General features: G+C 38.3%; 20 protein-coding genes. 15 read left to right on the forward strand and 5 right to left on the reverse strand.

Features of this window, described 5'->3' with window-relative positions; all coding sequences use genetic code 11:
• Positions 1-21: 21 nt before the first annotated feature.
• The 3 genes from FORMA_RS05475 to purN all read right to left on the reverse strand — a co-directional run bounded on the left by FORMA_RS05475 (position 22) and on the right by purN (position 2228).
• A complete protein-coding gene (locus FORMA_RS05475; protein WP_069674707.1) occupies positions 22-948 on the reverse strand; it encodes a PfkB family carbohydrate kinase in 927 nt (308 codons plus the stop codon).
• A gap of 79 nt (positions 949-1027) precedes the next feature.
• Positions 1028-1663: a ribonuclease H1 domain-containing protein gene (locus tag FORMA_RS05480; protein WP_069674708.1), complete on the reverse strand. Its 636-nt coding sequence runs from the start codon at positions 1661-1663 to the stop codon at positions 1028-1030.
• On the reverse strand, positions 1656-2228 hold the full coding sequence (gene purN / locus FORMA_RS05485; RefSeq protein WP_069674709.1) for a phosphoribosylglycinamide formyltransferase: 573 nt from the start codon (positions 2226-2228) through the stop codon (positions 1656-1658). The genes FORMA_RS05480 and purN overlap by 8 nt, the downstream gene beginning before the upstream one ends.
• A 182-nt stretch (positions 2229-2410) precedes the next feature.
• Here purN and FORMA_RS05490 point away from each other — a divergent pair, with 182 nt between their 5' ends.
• From FORMA_RS05490 to pyk, 5 genes are all read left to right on the forward strand, one after another.
• Positions 2411-2644, forward strand: a complete 234-nt coding sequence (locus FORMA_RS05490; RefSeq protein ID WP_013869581.1) for an acyl carrier protein — start codon at positions 2411-2413, stop codon at positions 2642-2644.
• 19 nt (positions 2645-2663) lie between these two features.
• A complete protein-coding gene (fabF, locus tag FORMA_RS05495) occupies positions 2664-3917 on the forward strand; it encodes a beta-ketoacyl-ACP synthase II (RefSeq protein ID WP_069674710.1) in 1254 nt (417 codons plus the stop codon).
• Positions 3918-3920: 3 nt separating this feature from the next.
• Positions 3921-4655 (forward strand): ribonuclease III family protein, encoded by a 735-nt coding sequence (locus tag FORMA_RS05500; RefSeq protein ID WP_069674711.1) that lies wholly within the window; start codon positions 3921-3923, stop codon positions 4653-4655.
• Between the two features lie 112 nt (positions 4656-4767).
• Positions 4768-5241 carry an IPExxxVDY family protein gene (locus tag FORMA_RS05505; RefSeq protein WP_069674712.1) on the forward strand — a complete coding sequence of 158 codons (474 nt, stop codon included), beginning with the start codon at positions 4768-4770 and terminating at the stop codon, positions 5239-5241.
• Positions 5241-6677, forward strand: a complete 1437-nt coding sequence (gene pyk / locus FORMA_RS05510) for a pyruvate kinase (RefSeq protein ID WP_069674713.1) — start codon at positions 5241-5243, stop codon at positions 6675-6677. The genes FORMA_RS05505 and pyk overlap by 1 nt, the downstream gene beginning before the upstream one ends.
• Here pyk and dinB read toward each other — a convergent pair.
• Positions 6674-7771, reverse strand: coding sequence for a DNA polymerase IV (dinB, locus tag FORMA_RS05515; RefSeq protein ID WP_069674714.1), 1098 nt, complete (start codon positions 7769-7771; stop codon positions 6674-6676). The two genes, pyk and dinB, sit on opposite strands and share 4 nt — an antisense overlap.
• Positions 7772-7812: 41 nt before the next feature.
• Here dinB and FORMA_RS05520 point away from each other — a divergent pair, with 41 nt between their 5' ends.
• The 4 genes from FORMA_RS05520 (at position 7813) to FORMA_RS05535 (ending at position 11387) form a co-directional block, all read left to right on the forward strand.
• Positions 7813-8280 carry a CYTH domain-containing protein gene (locus tag FORMA_RS05520; RefSeq protein WP_069674715.1) on the forward strand — a complete coding sequence of 156 codons (468 nt, stop codon included), beginning with the start codon at positions 7813-7815 and terminating at the stop codon, positions 8278-8280.
• Positions 8281-8325: 45 nt separating this feature from the next.
• The gene (gene amaB, locus FORMA_RS05525; RefSeq protein ID WP_069674716.1) at positions 8326-9870 is read left to right on the forward strand and encodes an L-piperidine-6-carboxylate dehydrogenase; all 1545 of its coding nucleotides are present in this window, start codon (positions 8326-8328) and stop codon (positions 9868-9870) included.
• Positions 9871-9995: 125 nt separating this feature from the next.
• Positions 9996-10889: an OmpA family protein gene (locus FORMA_RS05530; RefSeq protein ID WP_069674717.1), complete on the forward strand. Its 894-nt coding sequence runs from the start codon at positions 9996-9998 to the stop codon at positions 10887-10889.
• A 6-nt stretch (positions 10890-10895) separates the two neighbouring features.
• Positions 10896-11387: a hypothetical protein gene (locus tag FORMA_RS05535; protein WP_069674718.1), complete on the forward strand. Its 492-nt coding sequence runs from the start codon at positions 10896-10898 to the stop codon at positions 11385-11387.
• 34 nt (positions 11388-11421) lie between these two features.
• On the opposite strand, the gene FORMA_RS05540 is transcribed toward FORMA_RS05535, so the two are convergent.
• Complete coding sequence (locus FORMA_RS05540) at positions 11422-12561, reverse strand: ATP-binding protein (protein WP_069674719.1); 1140 nt, start codon at positions 12559-12561, stop codon at positions 11422-11424.
• Positions 12562-12753: 192 nt separating this feature from the next.
• On the opposite strand from FORMA_RS05540, the gene FORMA_RS05545 reads away from it, so the two are divergent.
• From FORMA_RS05545 to FORMA_RS05570, 6 genes are read left to right on the forward strand one after another with little or no spacing between them, the layout of a single operon-like run.
• Complete coding sequence (locus tag FORMA_RS05545) at positions 12754-13758, forward strand: AAA family ATPase (protein WP_069674720.1); 1005 nt, start codon at positions 12754-12756, stop codon at positions 13756-13758.
• A gap of 53 nt (positions 13759-13811) precedes the next feature.
• A complete protein-coding gene (locus tag FORMA_RS05550; protein WP_069674721.1) occupies positions 13812-14678 on the forward strand; it encodes a DUF58 domain-containing protein in 867 nt (288 codons plus the stop codon).
• Between the two features lie 9 nt (positions 14679-14687).
• Positions 14688-16349, forward strand: coding sequence for a hypothetical protein (locus tag FORMA_RS05555; protein WP_069674722.1), 1662 nt, complete (start codon positions 14688-14690; stop codon positions 16347-16349).
• Positions 16349-17350: a VWA domain-containing protein gene (locus FORMA_RS05560; RefSeq protein WP_069674723.1), complete on the forward strand. Its 1002-nt coding sequence runs from the start codon at positions 16349-16351 to the stop codon at positions 17348-17350. The genes FORMA_RS05555 and FORMA_RS05560 overlap by 1 nt, the downstream gene beginning before the upstream one ends.
• 2 nt (positions 17351-17352) lie before the next feature.
• Positions 17353-18390, forward strand: a complete 1038-nt coding sequence (locus FORMA_RS05565; RefSeq protein WP_069674724.1) for a vWA domain-containing protein — start codon at positions 17353-17355, stop codon at positions 18388-18390.
• Positions 18387-19247, forward strand: coding sequence for a tetratricopeptide repeat protein (locus FORMA_RS05570; RefSeq protein WP_231924970.1), 861 nt, complete (start codon positions 18387-18389; stop codon positions 19245-19247). Before FORMA_RS05565 ends, FORMA_RS05570 begins: the two co-directional genes overlap by 4 nt.
• Position 19248 lies beyond the last annotated feature (1 nt).

Genomic DNA, 19248 nt, shown 5'->3' on the forward strand with positions numbered 1-19248 from the left:
ACTCAAAATTAATACAGTTTATTAAGTTAATTCAATGTCAAATTGGGTTAGGTTTTTAAACATCTGAAGCCGCTCAAAGACCTCTTTAGATGATAGATTGCTAATTCGCTCTGTCCCAAATTTTTCCACAGTAAAAGAAGCTAATGCAGAGCCATATACAACAGCTTTTTTCATGTTTTCAAAACTAAAGTTGTTTGTTTTGGACAAAAATCCTGCAAACCCGCCAGCAAAAGTGTCACCAGCTCCCGTAGGATCAAAAACCTCCTCAAGTGGAAGCGCAGGTGCAAAAAACACATTGTCGCCACTGAATAATAATGCGCCGTGTTCTCCTTTTTTTATCACTACGTATTTAGGCCCCATTTCGTGAATGTTTCGTGCTGCTGCTACCAAAGAGCTTTGTCCTGATAATTGCCTCGCCTCCTCGTCATTAATCGTAATTACATCGACTCTTTTAATGACTTCCATCAAATCCTCTAAAGTATTGTCCATCCAAAAGTTCATCGTATCCAATATGACCAAAGCCTCTTTATTGGTAACTTGATCCAAAACACTAGATTGAACAAGAGGGTGCAAATTTCCTAAAACAACAACATTGGCGTCCTTAAATTTAGAAGGCACTACAGGTTGAAAGTCTGACAACACATTAAGTTCAGTAGACAATGTGTCTCTTGTGTTCATGTCGTTATGGTAGCGCCCACTCCAAAAAAATGTTTTGCCTGATGAGATAATTTCTATGCCAGAAATATCAATGTTGTGTTGACGAAAAAGCTCTAAATGAGTCTCAGGGAAATCTCCGCCAACAACCGAAACTATCGCACTCGCTGTGTCAAACTGCGAAGCTGATAGCCCTATGTAGGGCGCTGACCCTCCAAGAATTTTATCGGTCTTCCCAAAAGGTGTTTCAATAGCATCAAATGCAACAGTACCGACAATTAGGAGTTTGTTCATAAACTTGTAGAAAAATTAAAGGACAAATCTACAAAAAATTATAGGTTATTGACGTTAAATTTGACGCAAAAAGTTAATCTCACTTTCTTCCAAAATCTGCAGGAATTTCACCCCAAGATTTTGTGTCCCATTTTACAACTTTAGTTGTAAAAGTGTTGTTTTGTAGCCACTGTTCTGCACGATCTATTAAGACAAAAACGGCTTGGTTTTCTTTGGTGCGTTTCAATTTTGTGTTACACTTTTTTTTTCTGACCCAACTCATTGCGGTTACAGAGTCTGTATATAGCATGACTTGGCTTTCTTGGTTTTTAAGTAATGCGAGTCCGTGAACTAAAGCTAAAAACTCCCCAATATTGTTTGTGGCTTTTTGGAAAGGTCCTTTGTGAAAAAGTAAAGCTTTGGTTTGGGTGTCAACCCCCCTATACTCCATGACACCAGGGTTTCCGCTTGAAGCAGCATCAACAGAAATAGAATTTAAGTTAGGCCCCTCTATTTGATCTCCTCTTTTTGGAATGCCCTTTTTAGCTTTGTTTTTTTCTATATAATCTTCGTAAAGCCCTTCAAATGCTTTAACAGCGGTCGCCTTTGTTGCAAAAGACTTGTATTGTGCCCCTTGAAAGTTTTTTATTTGCAACTGGCATTCAGGCCACGTCTCGAACACACCTGTTTTATGACCCTTCCAAACGGTATAATATTTTTGTTTGGCCTTAGGCATCTGACAATAAAATATTTTTGATAATCTTGGGAAAATGTGCCATTTCTAGCTTGTGAACCTTGCGTGCAACATCATCTGCAGAGTCTTTAGGGTCAACAGTGCACTTTGCCTGAAAAACGATTGCTCCTTCATCATATTGTGCATTCACTTGATGTATTGTGATTCCTGTCTCCTTAACCTTTGCCGCAATAACCGCTTTATGCACATGCATTCCGTACATCCCTTTTCCTCCAAAATCAGGTAACAACGCAGGGTGAATATTTACAATTTTATTTTCGAACTCCTTAACTATGTGCTCAGGGAATTTCCACAAAAACCCCGCAAGTACAATAAAGTCAACCTTGTATAAATGCAAAGCCTTAATAATAAAATTAGGGTCTAAAAGTTCTTCTCTGTTGAAAAACAATGTGTCTACAGCTAAAGATTTTGCGCGTTCTAAAACTTTGGCATCCGAATTATTTGACAACACCAAAACAACCTTTGCAGTGGTATCATTTTGAAAGAACTTTATGAGATTTTCGGCATTGGTGCCGGAGCCTGATGCAAAAACAGCTATTTTTTTCATTATATTATAGTTTTTAACACTAATTGCTCTACAAAAAAAGGGATAATATTTTTAATAGCCATCTAATTTCCTTGATCATTCTCTGTTTATTTAAAAGAATGCGCACATTTTTTTAGGATTTATTCTTTTTAAAATAAAGTTTTTTATTTTTGCACCCTAACTAAAACTTAAAATTAATTATTATGTCAGACATTGCATCAAGAGTGAAAGCGATTATCGTTGATAAATTGGGCGTTGATGAAAACGAAGTAGTAACTGAAGCAAGCTTCACAAACGATCTAGGAGCAGATTCACTAGATACTGTAGAGCTTATTATGGAATTCGAAAAAGAATTTGATATTCAAATTCCAGATGATCAAGCAGAAAACATCGCTACTGTTGGTCAAGCCGTTTCGTACATAGAAGCAGCGAAATAAAACCGTCGTAAAAAAATTTATGAACTTAAAGCGAGTTGTAGTCACTGGGCTTGGTGCGCTAACGCCCATAGGAAATAACAAAGACGACTATTGGAACGCTCTAGTAGCAGGAAAAAGTGGTTGTGCCCCTGTAACTTATTTTGATACGGAGCACTTCAAGACTAAATTTGCTTGTGAATTAAAAAATTACAACGTATCTGACTTTTTTGATCGCAAAGAAGCCAGAAAAACAGACAAGTTTGCGCAATATGCTATGGTGGCTTCTGACGAGGCCATCTTAGATGCCAAGCTTAATTTGGAAACCATAGATAGGTTTCGTGTTGGTGTCATTTGGGGTGCGGGTATTGGTGGAATTGATACTTTTCAGAAAGAAATCGCCAATTTCGCAACCGGCAACGGCATGCCGCGTTTCAACCCGTTTTTTATCCCTAAAATGATTGCTGATATTGCACCAGGCAACATTTCCATAAAGCATGGGTTTATGGGGCCAAACTATACAACTGTTTCGGCCTGTGCGTCTTCAGCAAATGCAATCATTGATGCTTTAAACTATATTCGCCTTGGTCATTGCGATGTTATTGTCACTGGCGGAAGTGAAGCTACAATCAATGAGTCTGGCATGGGCGGATTTAATGCAATGCATGCCCTGTCGACAAGAAATGAAAGTCCGGAAACCGCATCTAGACCATTTGATGCAACCCGAGATGGCTTTGTTTTAGGTGAGGGTGCTGGTGCCCTGGTTTTGGAAGAATACGAGCATGCTAAGGCAAGAGGCGCTAAAATCTACGTTGAGCTTGTTGGGGGCGGCTTGTCTTCAGATGCTTACCATATGACTGCTCCTCATCCTGACGGAATTGGAGTAACCGCAGTAATGAAAAACTGTTTGGCTAACGCTGGCTTAAAGCCCGAAGATGTAGACGCCATTAACACCCACGGAACATCCACGCCGCTAGGGGATGTTGCTGAGTTAAAGGCAATTTCAAGAGTGTTCGGTAGCCACGCAAAAAACATAAACATAAACTCCACTAAATCAATGACAGGGCACCTACTCGGCGCAGCTGGAGCTATAGAGGCTATTGCTTCAGTACTGTCTATGCAAAACGGAATTGTTCCGCCTACAATCAACCACACAACGCCCGACGAGAACATCGATCCGGACCTCAATCTTACACTGAATAAGGCTCAAAAAAGAACAGTAAATGTTGCCATGAGTAACACTTTTGGTTTTGGTGGGCATAATGCTTGTGTTGTTTTCAAAACTCTAGATGACTAAATTTTGAACTATATTCAAAATATATTAAAGTTATGCCATAAAACAAACAATAAACTCAGTACTGCCCTTGAACCTATTTTAGGGTTTAAGCCAAAAAAAACACATTACTACGATAGAGCCTTTACCCACCGCTCTACCAATAAAAAAGACGAGGAAGGTAACCCTTTCAATTACGAGCGGTTAGAGTACGTGGGCGATGCTATATTAGGAGCGGTTATTGCTCACTATCTATATATTTCTATTTTGGATGCCAATGAAGGTTATTTAACAAAAATGCGTTCAAAAATTGTAAGCCGTTCGCATTTAAATAAAATCGGGAAAAGCTTAAACTTAATCTCCTTATTAGACTCCAAATTAGACCATAATAAATTTGGGGATAATATTCACGGCAACTTGTTTGAAGCGCTTGTTGGAGCAGTGTTCTTAGATCGGGGGTACAGCACAAGCGAACGATTTATTTTTGACAGCGTCATCGACCCTCATGTAGACCTTGATCAGCTCGAAGGCAAAGTTATTAGTTACAAAAGCCTTATGGTTGAATGGTGTCAAAAAGAAAAAAAGAAAATTTATTACGACCGTTGTCAAGACGAGGGTGTTGACGAAATAAAACACTTTTCAGTACTTTTGAAAATTGATGGCAAAGTGATAGCTAAGGCACGCGCTACTTCGCGAAAAAAAGCTGAAGAAAAGGTAAGTCAAAGAGGGTATTTTGCGCTTCAAGATAAAATACAATTGTAGTTGGGGAATTAACTACATCGTTTTCGTAATAATTTAAAACTATGGCAATATAGAAGTGTCTTCTGTTTGCGCTTTTATCTTTATATTTACACCAATGTTTTTGAATTAAATTATGGCAGTACATAAACTTGTTTTGGACGATTTTGTTGATGCTGATTATTCGCTTTTTGCCATCCACTGCGACCTAGAAGATTACCGCCTTGCCTTTCATATAAACTGCGCTTTAAACACAAATTTAAGACGCACAAAAGAAGATATTGACTTTAACGACAACAAGGCTTCATTTTCCTTGTTTGAATGGGAAAATGCTAATTTAAAAACTACGTGGAATTTAATTAAAAACAGCTGTCTGTTCGAAGATAATTCAATCAATCAAGGCTTGTTTGCAGCCCGTTCAGAAAAAAACTGGACTACTTACCATCTGCTCAATGAACATTCTTCGGTAAATTATTTTTTAAAAATTAGTGGAGGAAACAATGAAGCAGACGAAACCGCATTAGAATTGCAAAAAATTTCGGCAATAAATATGGCTTACGCACTAGATGTCGAGGAACTAAAATCAAAAGATTACTTAATACTAAATTAATGTCATACAAAAGAAAAAAGACCAAGATTGTTGCCACTTTAGGGCCGGCCATAGATTCAAAAGAAATGCTCTTAAAAATGGTCGCTACTGGTGTAAATGTCTTTAGAATAAACTTCTCACATGCAGACTACGACGATGTAAAAAAGCGTGTTCAATATATTCGTGAAATTAACGAAGAACACGGATACAACGCCTCTGTTTTAGCTGATCTTCAAGGTCCCAAGCTGAGGGTTGGCGTAATGAAAGACGATGTTGTTGTAGCGCCAGGAGACGAAATTATTTTCGCAACAGGCGCTCGCTTCGAAGGAACAAAGGATCGTGTCTACATGACGTACGACCGTTTTCCTTTAGACACTAAGCCAGGCGAACAAATCTTGCTAGACGACGGGAAGCTAATCTTTGAAGTTGTCTCAACAAATCAAAAAGATGAAGTTAAAGCTAAGGTAATTCAGGGCGGCCCCTTGAAGTCCAAAAAAGGAGTTAATCTTCCAAATACTAATATTTCACAGCCGGCGCTGACAGAAAAAGATAAAGAAGATGCTCTTTTTGCTATTGAACAAGAGGTAGATTGGATTGCGCTTTCGTTTGTGCGCAACGCTGAAGATTTAATGGAGCTTGAGGCCATTGTTTCTAAACACAGCAGTTATAAAATCCCCATTATCGCAAAAATAGAAAAGCCAGAGGCCGTCATAAACATTGATAAAATTGTCGCTTATTGCGATGGCTTGATGGTTGCTCGAGGGGATCTCGGCGTCGAGATCCCAGCCCATGAGGTGCCTTTGATTCAAAAACAATTGGTACTCAAGGCAAAAAGCGCACGTATTCCCGTAATCATAGCCACTCAAATGATGGAGTCTATGATCACAAGCTTAACACCCACTAGAGCAGAAGTCAATGATGTAGCAAATTCAGTGATGGATGGTGCTGATGCTGTGATGCTCTCTGGTGAAACATCTGTCGGGCAATACCCTGTTCAAGTAATTCAAAAAATGTCAGACATTATCAAGTCGGTCGAAAACTCAGAGCTTATTCATGTGCCCCAAAAGCACCCACACATTAAAACAAAGCGCTACATTACAAAGTCTATATGTTTCCATGCTGCTAATATGGCCAATGAAATTAACGCACGAGGCATAACCACCTTAACAAATAGTGGCTATACCGCCTTCCAAATATCGGCATGGCGGCCAAAAGCGCATATTCTAGCATTTTCATCCAATAAGAGAATCATCTCACAGCTTAATTTACTCTGGGGTGTCCGTGCGTTTTATTACGACAAATTTGTGTCCACAGACCAAACTGTTGTAGATGTTAATAAAATTGCCGTGGAAAAAGGTTATTTGGAAGATGGAGATATGGTAATAAGCCTAGCGGCAATGCCTATTCAACAGAAGGGCATGGTAAATACAATGCGTGTTACTGAGGTCAAAGCTTAAAATTCAAACTTCAGCTGCACCGTAACGTTTTCTGGCGCAACATCCTTTTTTATGTTGCTGTTTAGGTTTGAGATAGAAATTCCCACAAGCCGAACAGAGTTTTGAAGCCCTTCTTGAAAAAGCAACTCCTTAGCGTGTTCAAAAATAACATCTGCCGTGCTTATAAAGTACGTCAGTGTTTTGCTTCTTGTTTGAAGCTTAAAATCGCTATATTTTATTTTCAAAGTAATGGTCTTTCCTGCAATATTTAGCCGCTGTAAGCGCCCTGAAACTTCCTGAGCAATATGGCTTAACTTTTCAATAATAAAAAGTTCACTCGAAAGGTTATTTGAAAAAGTGCGCTCGGCCGCTAAAGACTTTCGAGCTCGGTTTGGCTTTACAGAGCTCAAGTGAACACCCCTAACAACATTGAAATAATATGCGCCGGATTTACCAAAGTGCTCCGTTAAAAACGGTTGGGTTTTGCTCTTCAAATCCAGCCCTGTGAAGATACCCAACTCATACATTTTATGAGCAGTGACCTTTCCAATGCCATGGAATTTTCTAATATCAAGGGCCTCTAAAAAAGCTAAAACTTCTTCCGGTGGTACCGTTTTTTGGCCGTTGGGCTTATTGTAATCACTTGCAACTTTAGCAATAAATTTATTAATCGAAATCCCTGCAGATGCACTAAGTCCAACTTGTGTTTTGATTTTTTCTCTTATTTGATATGCTATACGCGAGGCGCTTTGTATGCCCTTTTTATTTTCTGTGACGTCAATATAAGCTTCGTCAAGAGAAAGAGGTTCCACAAGGTCTGAGTATTCAAAAAATATAGTGCGAATTTTGTTTGATATTTCTTTGTAACGATCGAATCGAGGAGAGACAAACACCAATTTAGGACATAGCTTTGCCGCCAAAGTGCCGGACATTGCGCTGCGAACACCAAATGTTCGCGCTTCATAGCTTGCAGCGCTAACTACCCCGCGCGCTTTCCCCCCACCGACAGCTATGGGTTGCCCTTTCAAAGCTGGATTATCCATTTGCTCCACAGAAGCATAAAAAGCGTCCATGTCCACATGAATAATCTTTCGAATTGGTAAATCGCTAAACATAGTGTAAATTTAATGCTTCTAATCCATACCTAATTTTATTTGTGATAGAAATCGAGCGTAAATTTTTAGTCAAAAATGACAACTTTAAACATGAGGCCATTAGGGCCTTAAAAATGACCCAAGGTTATTTGTCCAAAGACCCTGTGCGCACCGTGCGAATTCGAATTAGTGGTGAACAAGCGTTTATAACAGTAAAAGGAGAGGCCTCAAAAAGTGGCGCTTCTCGCTTTGAGTGGGAAAAAAGCATCCTGGTAGAAGAAGCACAGCATTTAATTGCTATGTGCGTCGATGGTGTCATCAACAAAATAAGACACTATGTCCAATATGAGAATCATCTTTTTGAAGTGGATGAGTTTTTAGATGACAACCATGGATTAATTGTAGCAGAGGTTGAGCTTGATAATGAAAATGAGGTCTTTAAATGTCCAGAGTGGTTGGGTAAAGAGGTCACTGGAAAAAAGAAATATTACAACAGCCAATTGAGTCAAAATCCTTTTAGGCGGTGGTAGCTAAGTCTACTTTGAGTAAATTACAACAGTAAAAAACAAAAAAACATGTCAGAAACAATAAATATTAAAGAAACGCTCAAATCATTAGGAATTGAAGAGCATAATTCAGGTTCTTCAACTGGAAATAAATGGTTTGGTTCTACAAAATCTATCTCATCTGTTTCGCCGGTGGACGGCAGCCAGATCGGCACTGTATCTATAACGAGCCCAGAACAATATGAAATGATCATGAGCAGCGCAAGCACTGCTTTTAAATCTTGGCGAACTTTGCCTGCGCCACAACGCGGAGAGATTGTTCGGCAATTTGGCGAGCGGTTAAGGGTTTTAAAAAAACCATTAGGCGAGTTAGTTTCCTACGAAATGGGTAAAAGCCTTCAAGAAGGCCTTGGCGAGGTTCAAGAAATGATAGACATCTGTGACTTTGCAGTGGGCTTATCCCGGCAATTGCATGGATTAACTATGCATTCTGAGCGCCCAGGTCACCGGATGTATGAGCAGTACCATCCACTGGGAACTGTAGGGATTATCTCTGCCTTTAACTTCCCTGTTGCTGTATGGGCTTGGAATACCGCACTTGCATGGATTTGTGGCGACGTTTGTGTGTGGAAGCCCTCAGAAAAAACGCCTCTGTGCGGAATTGCTTGTCAAAAAATTGCTGCAGCCGTGTTTGCTGAAAACAACTTACCTGAAGGTATTTCGTGCTTAATAAATGGAGATTATTCCGTTGGTGAGTTCCTTACAAAGGATAAGCGAGTCCCATTAGTTTCCGCTACTGGATCAACTAGAATGGGAAGAATTGTTGCAAAAACAGTTGGAGAACGCCTTGGGAAATCGCTCTTAGAGCTCGGGGGTAATAACGCTATAATAGTAACCCCTGATGCTGATATAAAAATGACTGTAATTGGGGCTGTATTTGGGGCGGTTGGTACTGCCGGCCAGCGCTGTACATCTACGCGCCGCTTGATTGTTCATGAGGCTGTTTACGACACTGTAAAGACGGCCGTTTTACAGGCTTACAAACAATTGCGTATTGGTAACCCTTTGGACCAAAATAATCATGTAGGCCCGTTAATTGATAAAGGTGCAGTTGAAAATTACCAAAAAGCTCTAAAAGAGGTTGTCGCTGAAGGCGGGAAGATTATTGTCGAGGGCGGGGTTTTGAGTGGCGCAGGATACGAAAGCGGATGTTATGTTAAGCCTGCAATCGCTGAAGCAAATAACAGTTTTAAAATTGTACAGCACGAGACCTTTGCTCCAGTTCTGTATCTTTTAAAGTATTCTGGGGGGGTTCAAAATGCTATTGAATTACAAAACAATGTAGCCCAAGGATTATCATCGGCTATCATGACAAATAATCTGCGCGAGGCGGAGTTTTTCTTGTCTCAATCAGGAAGTGATTGCGGAATAGCAAATGTAAACATAGGAACCTCGGGGGCTGAAATTGGAGGTGCCTTTGGCGGTGAAAAAGACACTGGTGGAGGCAGAGAGTCTGGAAGCGATGCATGGAAAATATACATGAGAAGACAAACCAATACTATTAACTACACAAGCGATTTACCGCTAGCGCAAGGCATTAAATTTGATTTGTAAGCTTTTTAACTCTTATTATTAAAAACAAAAAAAAGTCACATAATTATGTGACTTTTTTTTGTTTTTAATGTCTAAATGAGCATCGGGTAGCTATTTACCCTCATTATATTTTAAAATAATGCCTCGTGAGTAAAAAAACAACTTATTTGTTTGGGGTCTTAGCTTCTCTAATTATTGGATCCTTTCTGCACTTTTCATTGTGTGCACATACAGATGAAATAACCAAGCCCGCCGTGATAACTAAAGGGCAAAAACAAGACAACAATTCTATACCTTTTATGTTTGATGACGGATATACCGTAATTCAAAGCAATGATAACTTTCGTTTTATGACATCTGGTCATGTGCTTATGCAGCCTATTTCAGATAATTTGTTGTCGTGTGTAAATCAAATGATTTTGCGCTTGAGGGAGCGAAAACCCCAAACACTAACCATCACCGGGCTTTACAGAGAAGACGAAGATAATTTATCTAATTTTGATAATCTTGGTGATGCGCGCGCAAATGAAATTAAAAACTTTCTGGTGAACCAAGGACTTCCAAAAAACCAAATTGTTATAAGTAACAAAAAGATTGAAAAAAGGCAAGACGGAAAAGATGTTTTGACGAGTTATTATACGCTAAAAGTTGAAACTTCAAATGAGCTATTGTTAAAGTTAGAAGAAGTCAAATCAAAAATCATTGAAGATCCAGTACTGATTAACTTTGAGGCTAAAATGCCAAATGCAGTCTTAAGCCCAGACCAAAAAAACAAATTAAAAAGCCTCGCAATACTCCTTAATAAGTCAAAAAACGCGCAGTGCATGATAGTTGGCCACACTGACAGCATTGAACACAAAAGACACCCCCGGCTTCTAGGAAAAAGTAGGGCTGAATTTACAAAAAGGGCCCTAATGAAATATAAAGTTAATCCTGAAAAAATAAAGATAACTTCTCATGGCCCATCAAGGCCTATCGCACTGAATAATACAGGTGAAGGAAGAGCGCTAAATAGAAGAACAGAGGTAATAATTAATTAAATACTCATGAGTAATTGTCTATTAATACAACTTGGTGTGGGCTTGTTGTCTGCGTTTTTTGGGTTCCTATTAGGGCGCCTCTACTGCAAAAAGAGGGGCTACAGTGCTAAATGCGGGTCAGAACAACACAGTAGCTTAACTGCTCAACAAAGCGGCTTTAAAAACACAGATCAAAAGCGTTTAACAACGACTAAAATTCCGCAATTTAATGCAGCACTAGCAAAACAGGCTTATAATAGAACAGTAAAAGAAAATGACCTCAGGGTGATTGAGGGTATTGGGCCAAAAATTCAACATCTTTTTCATAAAAATAATATTAAAACCTGGAAGTCACTTGCCAACTGTAGTGTCGAAAAATGTCAGTACGTTTTGGATAAAGCAGGAGAGGCTTACAGAATCCACAACCCAAAAACATGGCCTAAGCAAGCCCGCATGGCTTATGAGGGAAAGTGGCAAGAGCTGCGCCAATGGCAAGACAAACTTGATGCAGGCCATTAAGCAAAAAAACTGTAACCGGAAAAAAGTTGCGTTTTTAGTTGTACTTCACTTTTCGAAGTATGCGCAGGCTTTCTTTGTACAATTTGTGTAAATCGTGACTATACTTTGCCAAAAATGGTTTGGCAGACTCCAACAACGTCAATGCTTGTGTAAAGCCATTAAAGTGACAAATCAAATAAGTGATAGGGATGTTTTTTAAATCTTGCTGCTCCCTTTCAGTTAAGATTTGATGGGTCTTTAATTTTTCAATTATTGCATTGTTTGTGTTAAAAACATGATGTAATGTTTTCTTGTCATAAATAGGCGGCTGGAACAACAACTTAGTTTCAATGCTGTACTGTGCGTGATCAGAAAACTCAATACATGTCTCCTCTAATTTTAGATATTTATCTTGGCCATTGAGTCCTAGATTTACATACTCTATAATTTTAAAGCAATCAGCGTCATAATTAATTTCAACCTCATCTAAAGTTGAGTAAAATAGCCGAACCTGTTCGTTGATAAGCGCTATATCAACTCTTGAATAAAAAGTTTGATTTCTTACATTTTTCTTTTGGCCAGACCAACACATCACGAAATACTCCTTGAAAACCCGGTATGTGGGGTGATAATCCTTTCTATTATTCAAAAAGTCAAACACCCCATCTAGCGTATATTGAATGTTGTTTTGGGCGTGTTGCTCTATCGATGCTACAATTTTTGAGTTTACATCTCTGAGCTCAATATCAAAAACTTTCGGCATGCTCGTACTCCCATCTCTAAAAAAAATAGAGCCGCCGTAGTATTTCCAAATATTCTTTCGCAAGGCTGTAACTTTGCGTGTGTTTTTTGCTCTGATGGTAACTAAACCAACAACTTTATCATCCGAAAGATGTGGGAAAGAAACATTTTCGTACTGAATGATTGGCGGGCATTCAAGGTAAGCATTGATTAGGTTCTGGATTTTGCTATCGTCAAAAAAATCTACTCCAATAATCTCATTTGTTGGGTCCTCTATTCCAATAATAATATAAGAATTGTTGTTAGGATTGGAGTTGGATAGTGCGCAAATATGTTTCAAGAACTTTGCCTTCCCTTCTTTTTCCCCAATATTTATCTGACGCTTTTTATCATAAAAACTGTTCTCATCATTGTGAGCTAGTAAGTTTTTGATAAGTAAGCGTTTATTAATCATTAGAATGAAATTTTATCTTTTCTATAAGTACTTTTTTTGTATCAAGCCCTTTGCTTAATGCTATTAAAATTAAAAAATAAAAGCCTATTCAGCTCTCAAAAAAATCTTTATTTTTAACCAATTCTTAACAGAACTAAGAAAAATATTTTAACACCTTGCAAAAGAAGAGAACAATATAATAGATCCTGAATAATGGAAGAAAACAGTCAAACAGTAGATATCAAATCAATAAACGAAAAAATTGAAAAGCAAAGTGCTTTTATTGATCTGCTTACTTTAGAAATAAACAAGGTCATTGTTGGTCAAAAGCACATGATAGAGCGCCTTCTGATAGGCCTTTTAGGTCAAGGTCATATTTTATTGGAAGGTGTGCCTGGTTTAGCGAAAACACTTGCAATAAACACCTTGTCACAAGCGGTTTCTGGTAGTTTTAGCAGAATACAGTTTACCCCAGACCTCCTTCCTGCTGATGTTGTCGGTACGCTCATTTACAACATAAAAGCAAATGAGTTTAATATAAAAAAAGGTCCAATATTTGCCAATTTTGTCCTGGCAGATGAGATCAACCGCGCACCGGCAAAAGTACAGTCAGCACTTCTAGAAGCTATGCAAGAAAAGCAAGTGACAATTGGCGATGAAACTTTCATTTTAGAAAAACCTTTCTTAGTAATGGCAACTCAGAACCCGGTCGAACAAGAAGGGACCTATCCGCTCCCTGAAGCTCAAGTGGACCGTTTTATGCTAAAAACTGTAATCGATTACCCAAAACTTGAGGACGAACAACTAATTGTTCGTGCGAACTTGAAAGGGGCATTTGAAAAAATAAAACCTGTAGTAAGTGTCAAGCAAATCCTAGATGCTCAAAAAGCAGTACGCGAGGTTTATATGGATGAAAAAATTGAAAAATATATTCTTGATATCATTTTTGCAACGCGCTACCCCGAACGCTACAATTTAGCAGAGCTAAAACCGCTCATATCATTTGGGGCATCGCCAAGGGGAAGTATTAACCTAGCGACTGCAGCAAAGTGCTACGCCTTCATCAAACGCCGCGGCTATGTCATCCCAGAAGATGTTCGTGCAGTTGTCTTGGATGTTCTTCGCCATCGAATTGGAATCACCTACGAAGCAGAGGCTGAAAATATAACCTCCGAAGATATTGTACACAAAATTGTAAATGTAATAGAGGTGCCTTAGTGGGCGTCTGTTAATTATCTTTTCTAGATTAAAAAATTCACGTGTTAGTATAAATGGATACAAAAGAGCTCCTAAAAAAAGTCCGTAAAATTGAAATCAAAACAAGGCGATTGTCTGATCATGTTTTTGGTGGAGAGTACCATTCGACCTTCAAAGGACGTGGAATGACTTTTTCGGAAGTAAGACAATATCAATTTGGAGATGATGTGCGTAATATTGATTGGAATGTTACCGCGCGATATAACGAGCCTTATATTAAGGTTTTTGAAGAAGAGCGGGAACTAACCATGATGCTCATGGTTGATGTTTCTGGGTCGGGACAATTTGGGACGTTTCGTCAATTTAAAAGTGAATTTATTACCGAGATTGCCGCTACCCTTGCTTTTTCTGCAACCCAAAACAACGACAAAATTGGACTCATTCTTTATTCTGCCGATGTCGAGCTTTATATTCCACCAAAAAAAGGACGGTCTCACGTCTTGCGCATAATTAGAGAGCTTATTGAATTTAAACCAAAAAATAAGCAAACCGACACTGCAGAAGCTTTAAAGTTTTTGTCCAATGTGATGAAAAAAAAGGCTATTGTTTTTCTGCTTTCAGATTTTATAGATTCTGGTTATGATCACAATTTGAAGATTGCGTCCGGAAAGCACGACATAACCGGGATTCGTGTATTTGACAAGAACGAAGCCGAGATTCCTAATCTAGGAGTCGTGCAAATGCTAGACCAAGAAACCGGGACATCAACACTGGTGAATACAAGCTCAAGAAAAATAAGAAGGATTTATGCAAAACAATACTTAAACCAAGTCAACTATTTTAAGGATAGTTTTAAAAAAGCTGGGGCAGGACAGCTCGAATGCAGACTTGACGAAAGTTATGTGAAAAAATTATTAGGCTATTTCAAACAAAGAGGATAAACAAAAGGGATGAAATTCAAAAGGCAGTATTTAAGATCATGGTCAAAAAAGCAGTGCTTTTTAGTGATGGTTTTGCTTGCTTTTGTTAGTAGTGCACAACTCAAAACATCAGTAGATACAACATCAATAAAGATTGGTGAGGAGTTATTATACAGTATTGAAGCAGAAATTGACAGCACAACAGTAGTTGTGTTTCCTGAAGGGCAAACTTTCAAGCCTATGGAAATGATTGAAAGCTATACCGCAGACACGCTGCACGGCAATTTTAAATCCAAACTCATAAAAAAATACGGTCTCACCCAGTTTGACTCTGGCGCTTATACCATTCCACGCCAAAAAATATTAGTTGGGGACAAAACAATATTCTCAGACTCCTTACGCATAATTGTACAGCCCGTAGCTGTTGACACAACCAAACAAAAACTTTATGACATAAAGCCTGTAATTCATGTGGTGAATCAACGTTCTTTTTTTGATCATTATTATTGGGTATTTATTTTATTCTTAGTTTGTGCAGGTGGTGTCATATATTGGTTATTTTACAGGAAAAAAACACTTTCTGAGGAGGAGAAAATTGCAGCCCTACCACCATACAGACGGGCAAAATTAGCTCTTGACAATCTTGACGAGCAATCGTATTTCGAAGATCAAAAAATCAAAGAGTTCTACTCTGAACTAACGTTTATTTTACGTAAATACCTCAACGAAAAAGTCTATGACCAGTCGCTAGAAAGTACAACAGATGAACTTGTTCAGAGGCTTAGTGCGCTTAGAGACTCAAAACATGTTTCAATAAATAAAGAAACTATAAAAAACATCCAGGCAACCTTGCAGCGCGCAGACTTAGTGAAATTCGCAAAATCAAAACCTGATTTTGAAATTGCACGTATGGATAAACACGTAATCGATAAAGAAATTGATCATGTAAGAGCAGCTCTCCCTGAGCCCAGCGAAGAAGATCTTTTAAAAGATTTGGCCTATCAAAAAGAACTGAAACAAAAACAACAACGAAAAAAAATAATTGTTGTCGGCCTTTCTTTTGTGGGTGTACTCATTGCGGCTTTTGTTGGGTTTAGCATAGTTTATGGGTTTAATTCGGTAAAAGACACCGTACTGCGTAACCCCAGTAAGCTTCTTTTAGAAACAGAAGATTGGGTCACCAGTGAATATGGTGCGCCAGGAATTATTGTTGAGACTCCAAAAGTTTTAGAACGACAAAAAAAGGAAAAACTATACGAGACTACGGATTCTCTAAACACAAAAGTATTTACGTGCGATAATTCTAAAGTCCCTTTGGAAATTATTGTCAAAAGCTCAAAGAAAAATTCAAGCGATAACGCAAAAAACTCAAGCAATGAGCCATTAGATCTGATTAAAATAGCAGATTACGAGCTTAGTTTGCTGGAGAAAAAAGGGGCTGTAAACATCATTCCTCGAAATGAAAAGTTTGTTAGCCCTAACGGCCAAGAAGGGGTGAAAACCTATGGTACAGCGACCCTTGCGTTCAAATCAGGAAGATTGACCGAAGGGTCTTTTGTAATCTTAGGGTTTTCGACTGCAGCTGTTTTACAACAACTTATTATAGTGTGGAAAGCTGACGACCCCTACAGCAAGCAAATAGTTGAGCGCATATTGAACTCCGTAGAACTGATTAAACCAAACGAAAACTAATGCTGCAAGGAATAGAATTTACACATACAGAATTGCTTTGGTTACTGCTGCTGCTTCCTCCGCTGCTACTGTGGTATGTTATAAAACATAAAAAACAAACTGCGGTTCTAGAAATTTCAAATAGCTCAGGGTTGGTAAAAGGAAGTTTGTTTTGGACTGTTTTAAAACATTGTTTGTTCGGCTTCCGTACGCTTGCCCTTGTCTTAATCATTGTTGCAATGGCAAGGCCACAGAGCGTTGACGTCTCCACTAAAACAAAAAAAACTCGTGGGATTGACATTGTGATGGCTATTGATGTATCGGCAAGCATGCTTGCAAAGGATTTAAAACCAAACAGACTTGAGGCACTAAAAGACGTAGCGGGTAAGTTTATAGCCCGAAGGCCAAATGATAGAATAGGTCTTGTAGAATATGCAGGGGAAAGTTACACAAGAACTCCAGTCACAAGCGATAAAAATATTATTTTTAATTCCTTAAAAGAAATAAAATACAACACAATCATCACGGGTGGAACGGCAATTGGAATGGGGCTTGCAACGGCTGTCAATCGCATAAAAGACAGTAAAGCTAAAAGTAAAATTATTATTCTTTTAACCGATGGAGTTAATAACTCTGGTTTTATAGATCCGCTAACGGCAAGTGAGTTGGCTTCAGAGTATGGAATAAAGACCTATACCATCGGCCTAGGAAGTAACGGTATGGCATTGTCTCCTGTAGCTATTCGAAATGGCAAAATCCAATACTCTAGAATTCAAGTTGAAATTGATGAAAAATTACTTAAAGAAATTGCTCAGGGAACTGGCGGAAAGTACTTTAGGGCAACAAACAACAAAAAACTTGAAGAAATTTATGCTGAAATTAACCAGCTTGAAAAAACAGAAATAGAAGAATTTAAATATTATAATTACGAAGAGAAGTTTCGGCCACTGGTCCTATGGGCCCTTGCATTACTAGTTTTTGAATTTTTGCTTCGTCACACCTTATTAAAAAGTTTTATTTAACTATGTTTCAACTCGAAGAAGACATATGGTTTTGGCTTTTATTTATAGTGCTTGGTATGCTTATTGTATTCTTGTGGGTACAAATATGGAAGAAAAAGACTAAGCGAGAGTTTTCCGATTTGGAATTATTGGCTCGTTTAAGTCCAGACCAATCAGTGTTTAAATCTGTCCTGAAGTTTATTGTGCTTTCGCTCAGCATTGTTTGTTTAATTATCGCCTTAGTAAACCCAAAAATGGGCACATCACTACAAACGGTCAAAAGACAAGGGGTTGATGTTGTTTTTGCTATAGATGTATCCAAAAGTATGTTGGCAGAGGACATTGCGCCCAATCGCCTTGAAAAAGCAAAGCAGCTCACTACGCAAATTATAAATAGCCTTGTTAGTGATCGTGTTGGTATCATTGCCTACGCGGGAAAGGCTATTCCACAATTGCCAATTACAACAGATTATGCTGCTGCAAAAATGTTTCTTCAGAACATGAATACAGAAATGCTTTCTTCCCAGGGTACAGCTATAAATGAGGCTATTCAGCTGTCTCGTAGCTATTACAATGATGAAGAGCAAACAAATCGGGTGTTGGTTATTATTTCAGATGGGGAAGACCACAACGACTCGAGTATCAATGTTGCTGGGGCTGCCGCAGAAGAAGGGATCAAAATATACACCATTGGTGTTGGTAGTGAAAAAGGAGGACCAATTCCATTGAAGAAAAATGGAGTTGTGATGAGTTATAAAAAAAACCAAAGCGGGGAAACTGTAATTACAAAATTAAACAAAAAAACACTGGCTGAAATTGCTGAAAACACGAATGGTTCATATGTTGATGGTAAAAACACCAAGAGTGTAACAGAAACAGTTAGCGATATTTTGAATAAAATGGATAAAAAGGAGTTTGAAGCCAAAGAGTTTGCTGATTATGAAGATCAATTCCAATGGTTTTTAGGATTAGGTCTTTTCTTTTTAATTTTGGATATTCTTTTTTTAGAAAGAAAAACTGCTTGGCTCAAGCGCCTGAATTTGTTTAATGAAAATCTATGAGAAAAATCGTTTATAAGCACTTGTTTTGCAAACCAACTTTAAACTCTTTTTTAAGCTGCTTTATGTTGTTTGTGTGTGCCGCTTTTGTGAATCAATCACAGGCACAACAAAAAGATGAAATTCAAGCCGAATCAGACGCTTTTGTATACGACGGAAATGCTGTTCTGGACGAAAATTTCACTGAAGCTGAAAAATATTACCGCAGAGCGATTTCAAAGAAAGCTACTAATGCAAAAAGCTCATATAATCTTGGTAGTGCTTATTATGCCGCTGAGTTTTACGACGAAGCACTTTCAAAGCTTATTGAGTCAACAGAACATGGCAACAAAAAAGAAAAGCATGCAGCGTTCCATAATATTGGAAATACACTCATGAAAAATAAAAAATGTAAAGAAGCTGTTGAGGCCTATAAAAGCGCGCTAAGAAATAACCCGGCAGACGATGAAACCCGATATAACTTAGCCCTAGCAAAAGATTGTGCTGAAGAGCAAGGTGGTGGCGGGGACGAAGGCGACGATGATAAAGAAAAGGAAGACAAAGACGAGCAAAATAAAGACCAAAAAGAAGACAGCGACAAACAACAAGATAAAGACGAACCAAACAAAGATAAAGACGACAAAAATAAAGATCCTAAAGAAAAAGGGGGCGACCAAAAAGATAATAAGGACAAGCCAAAAGATAAAGAAGGAGATCAAAAAAACCCCAATCAAAACAACAAAAACAGACAAGGAAAAATGTCGCCGCAACAAGTAAAAAATCTACTTGAAGCTATGAATAATGAAGAAAAAAAAGTTCAGGAAAAAATGAATGCCTCCAAAGTAAAAGGAGTAAAAGTAAAAACAGATAAAGACTGGTAGT

Origin of the sequence: Formosa sp. Hel3_A1_48 (genome assembly GCF_001735715.1) — a bacterium.
Taxonomy (GTDB): domain Bacteria; phylum Bacteroidota; class Bacteroidia; order Flavobacteriales; family Flavobacteriaceae; genus UBA3537.

Bases quoted from the DNA above. Each gene is read 5' to 3' on its own strand.
- dinB (WP_069674714.1), bottom strand. From the start codon at position 7,771: ATGTTTAGCGATTTACCAATTCGAAAGATTATTCATGTGGACATGGAC.
- FORMA_RS05535 (WP_069674718.1), top strand. From the start codon at position 10,896: ATGAGTAATTGTCTATTAATACAACTTGGTGTGGGCTTGTTGTCTGCG.
- FORMA_RS05490 (WP_013869581.1), top strand. From the start codon at position 2,411: ATGTCAGACATTGCATCAAGAGTGAAAGCGATTATCGTTGATAAATTG.
- FORMA_RS05565 (WP_069674724.1), top strand. From the start codon at position 17,353: ATGTTTCAACTCGAAGAAGACATATGGTTTTGGCTTTTATTTATAGTG.
- FORMA_RS05560 (WP_069674723.1), top strand. From the start codon at position 16,349: ATGCTGCAAGGAATAGAATTTACACATACAGAATTGCTTTGGTTACTG.
- pyk (WP_069674713.1), top strand. From the start codon at position 5,241: ATGTCATACAAAAGAAAAAAGACCAAGATTGTTGCCACTTTAGGGCCG.
- purN (WP_069674709.1), bottom strand. From the start codon at position 2,228: ATGAAAAAAATAGCTGTTTTTGCATCAGGCTCCGGCACCAATGCCGAA.
- FORMA_RS05570 (WP_231924970.1), top strand. From the start codon at position 18,387: ATGAGAAAAATCGTTTATAAGCACTTGTTTTGCAAACCAACTTTAAAC.
- FORMA_RS05550 (WP_069674721.1), top strand. From the start codon at position 13,812: ATGGATACAAAAGAGCTCCTAAAAAAAGTCCGTAAAATTGAAATCAAA.
- amaB (WP_069674716.1), top strand. From the start codon at position 8,326: ATGTCAGAAACAATAAATATTAAAGAAACGCTCAAATCATTAGGAATT.
- FORMA_RS05545 (WP_069674720.1), top strand. From the start codon at position 12,754: ATGGAAGAAAACAGTCAAACAGTAGATATCAAATCAATAAACGAAAAA.
- FORMA_RS05505 (WP_069674712.1), top strand. From the start codon at position 4,768: ATGGCAGTACATAAACTTGTTTTGGACGATTTTGTTGATGCTGATTAT.
- FORMA_RS05475 (WP_069674707.1), bottom strand. From the start codon at position 948: ATGAACAAACTCCTAATTGTCGGTACTGTTGCATTTGATGCTATTGAA.
- fabF (WP_069674710.1), top strand. From the start codon at position 2,664: ATGAACTTAAAGCGAGTTGTAGTCACTGGGCTTGGTGCGCTAACGCCC.
- FORMA_RS05555 (WP_069674722.1), top strand. From the start codon at position 14,688: ATGAAATTCAAAAGGCAGTATTTAAGATCATGGTCAAAAAAGCAGTGC.
- FORMA_RS05480 (WP_069674708.1), bottom strand. From the start codon at position 1,663: ATGCCTAAGGCCAAACAAAAATATTATACCGTTTGGAAGGGTCATAAA.
- FORMA_RS05540 (WP_069674719.1), bottom strand. From the start codon at position 12,561: ATGATTAATAAACGCTTACTTATCAAAAACTTACTAGCTCACAATGAT.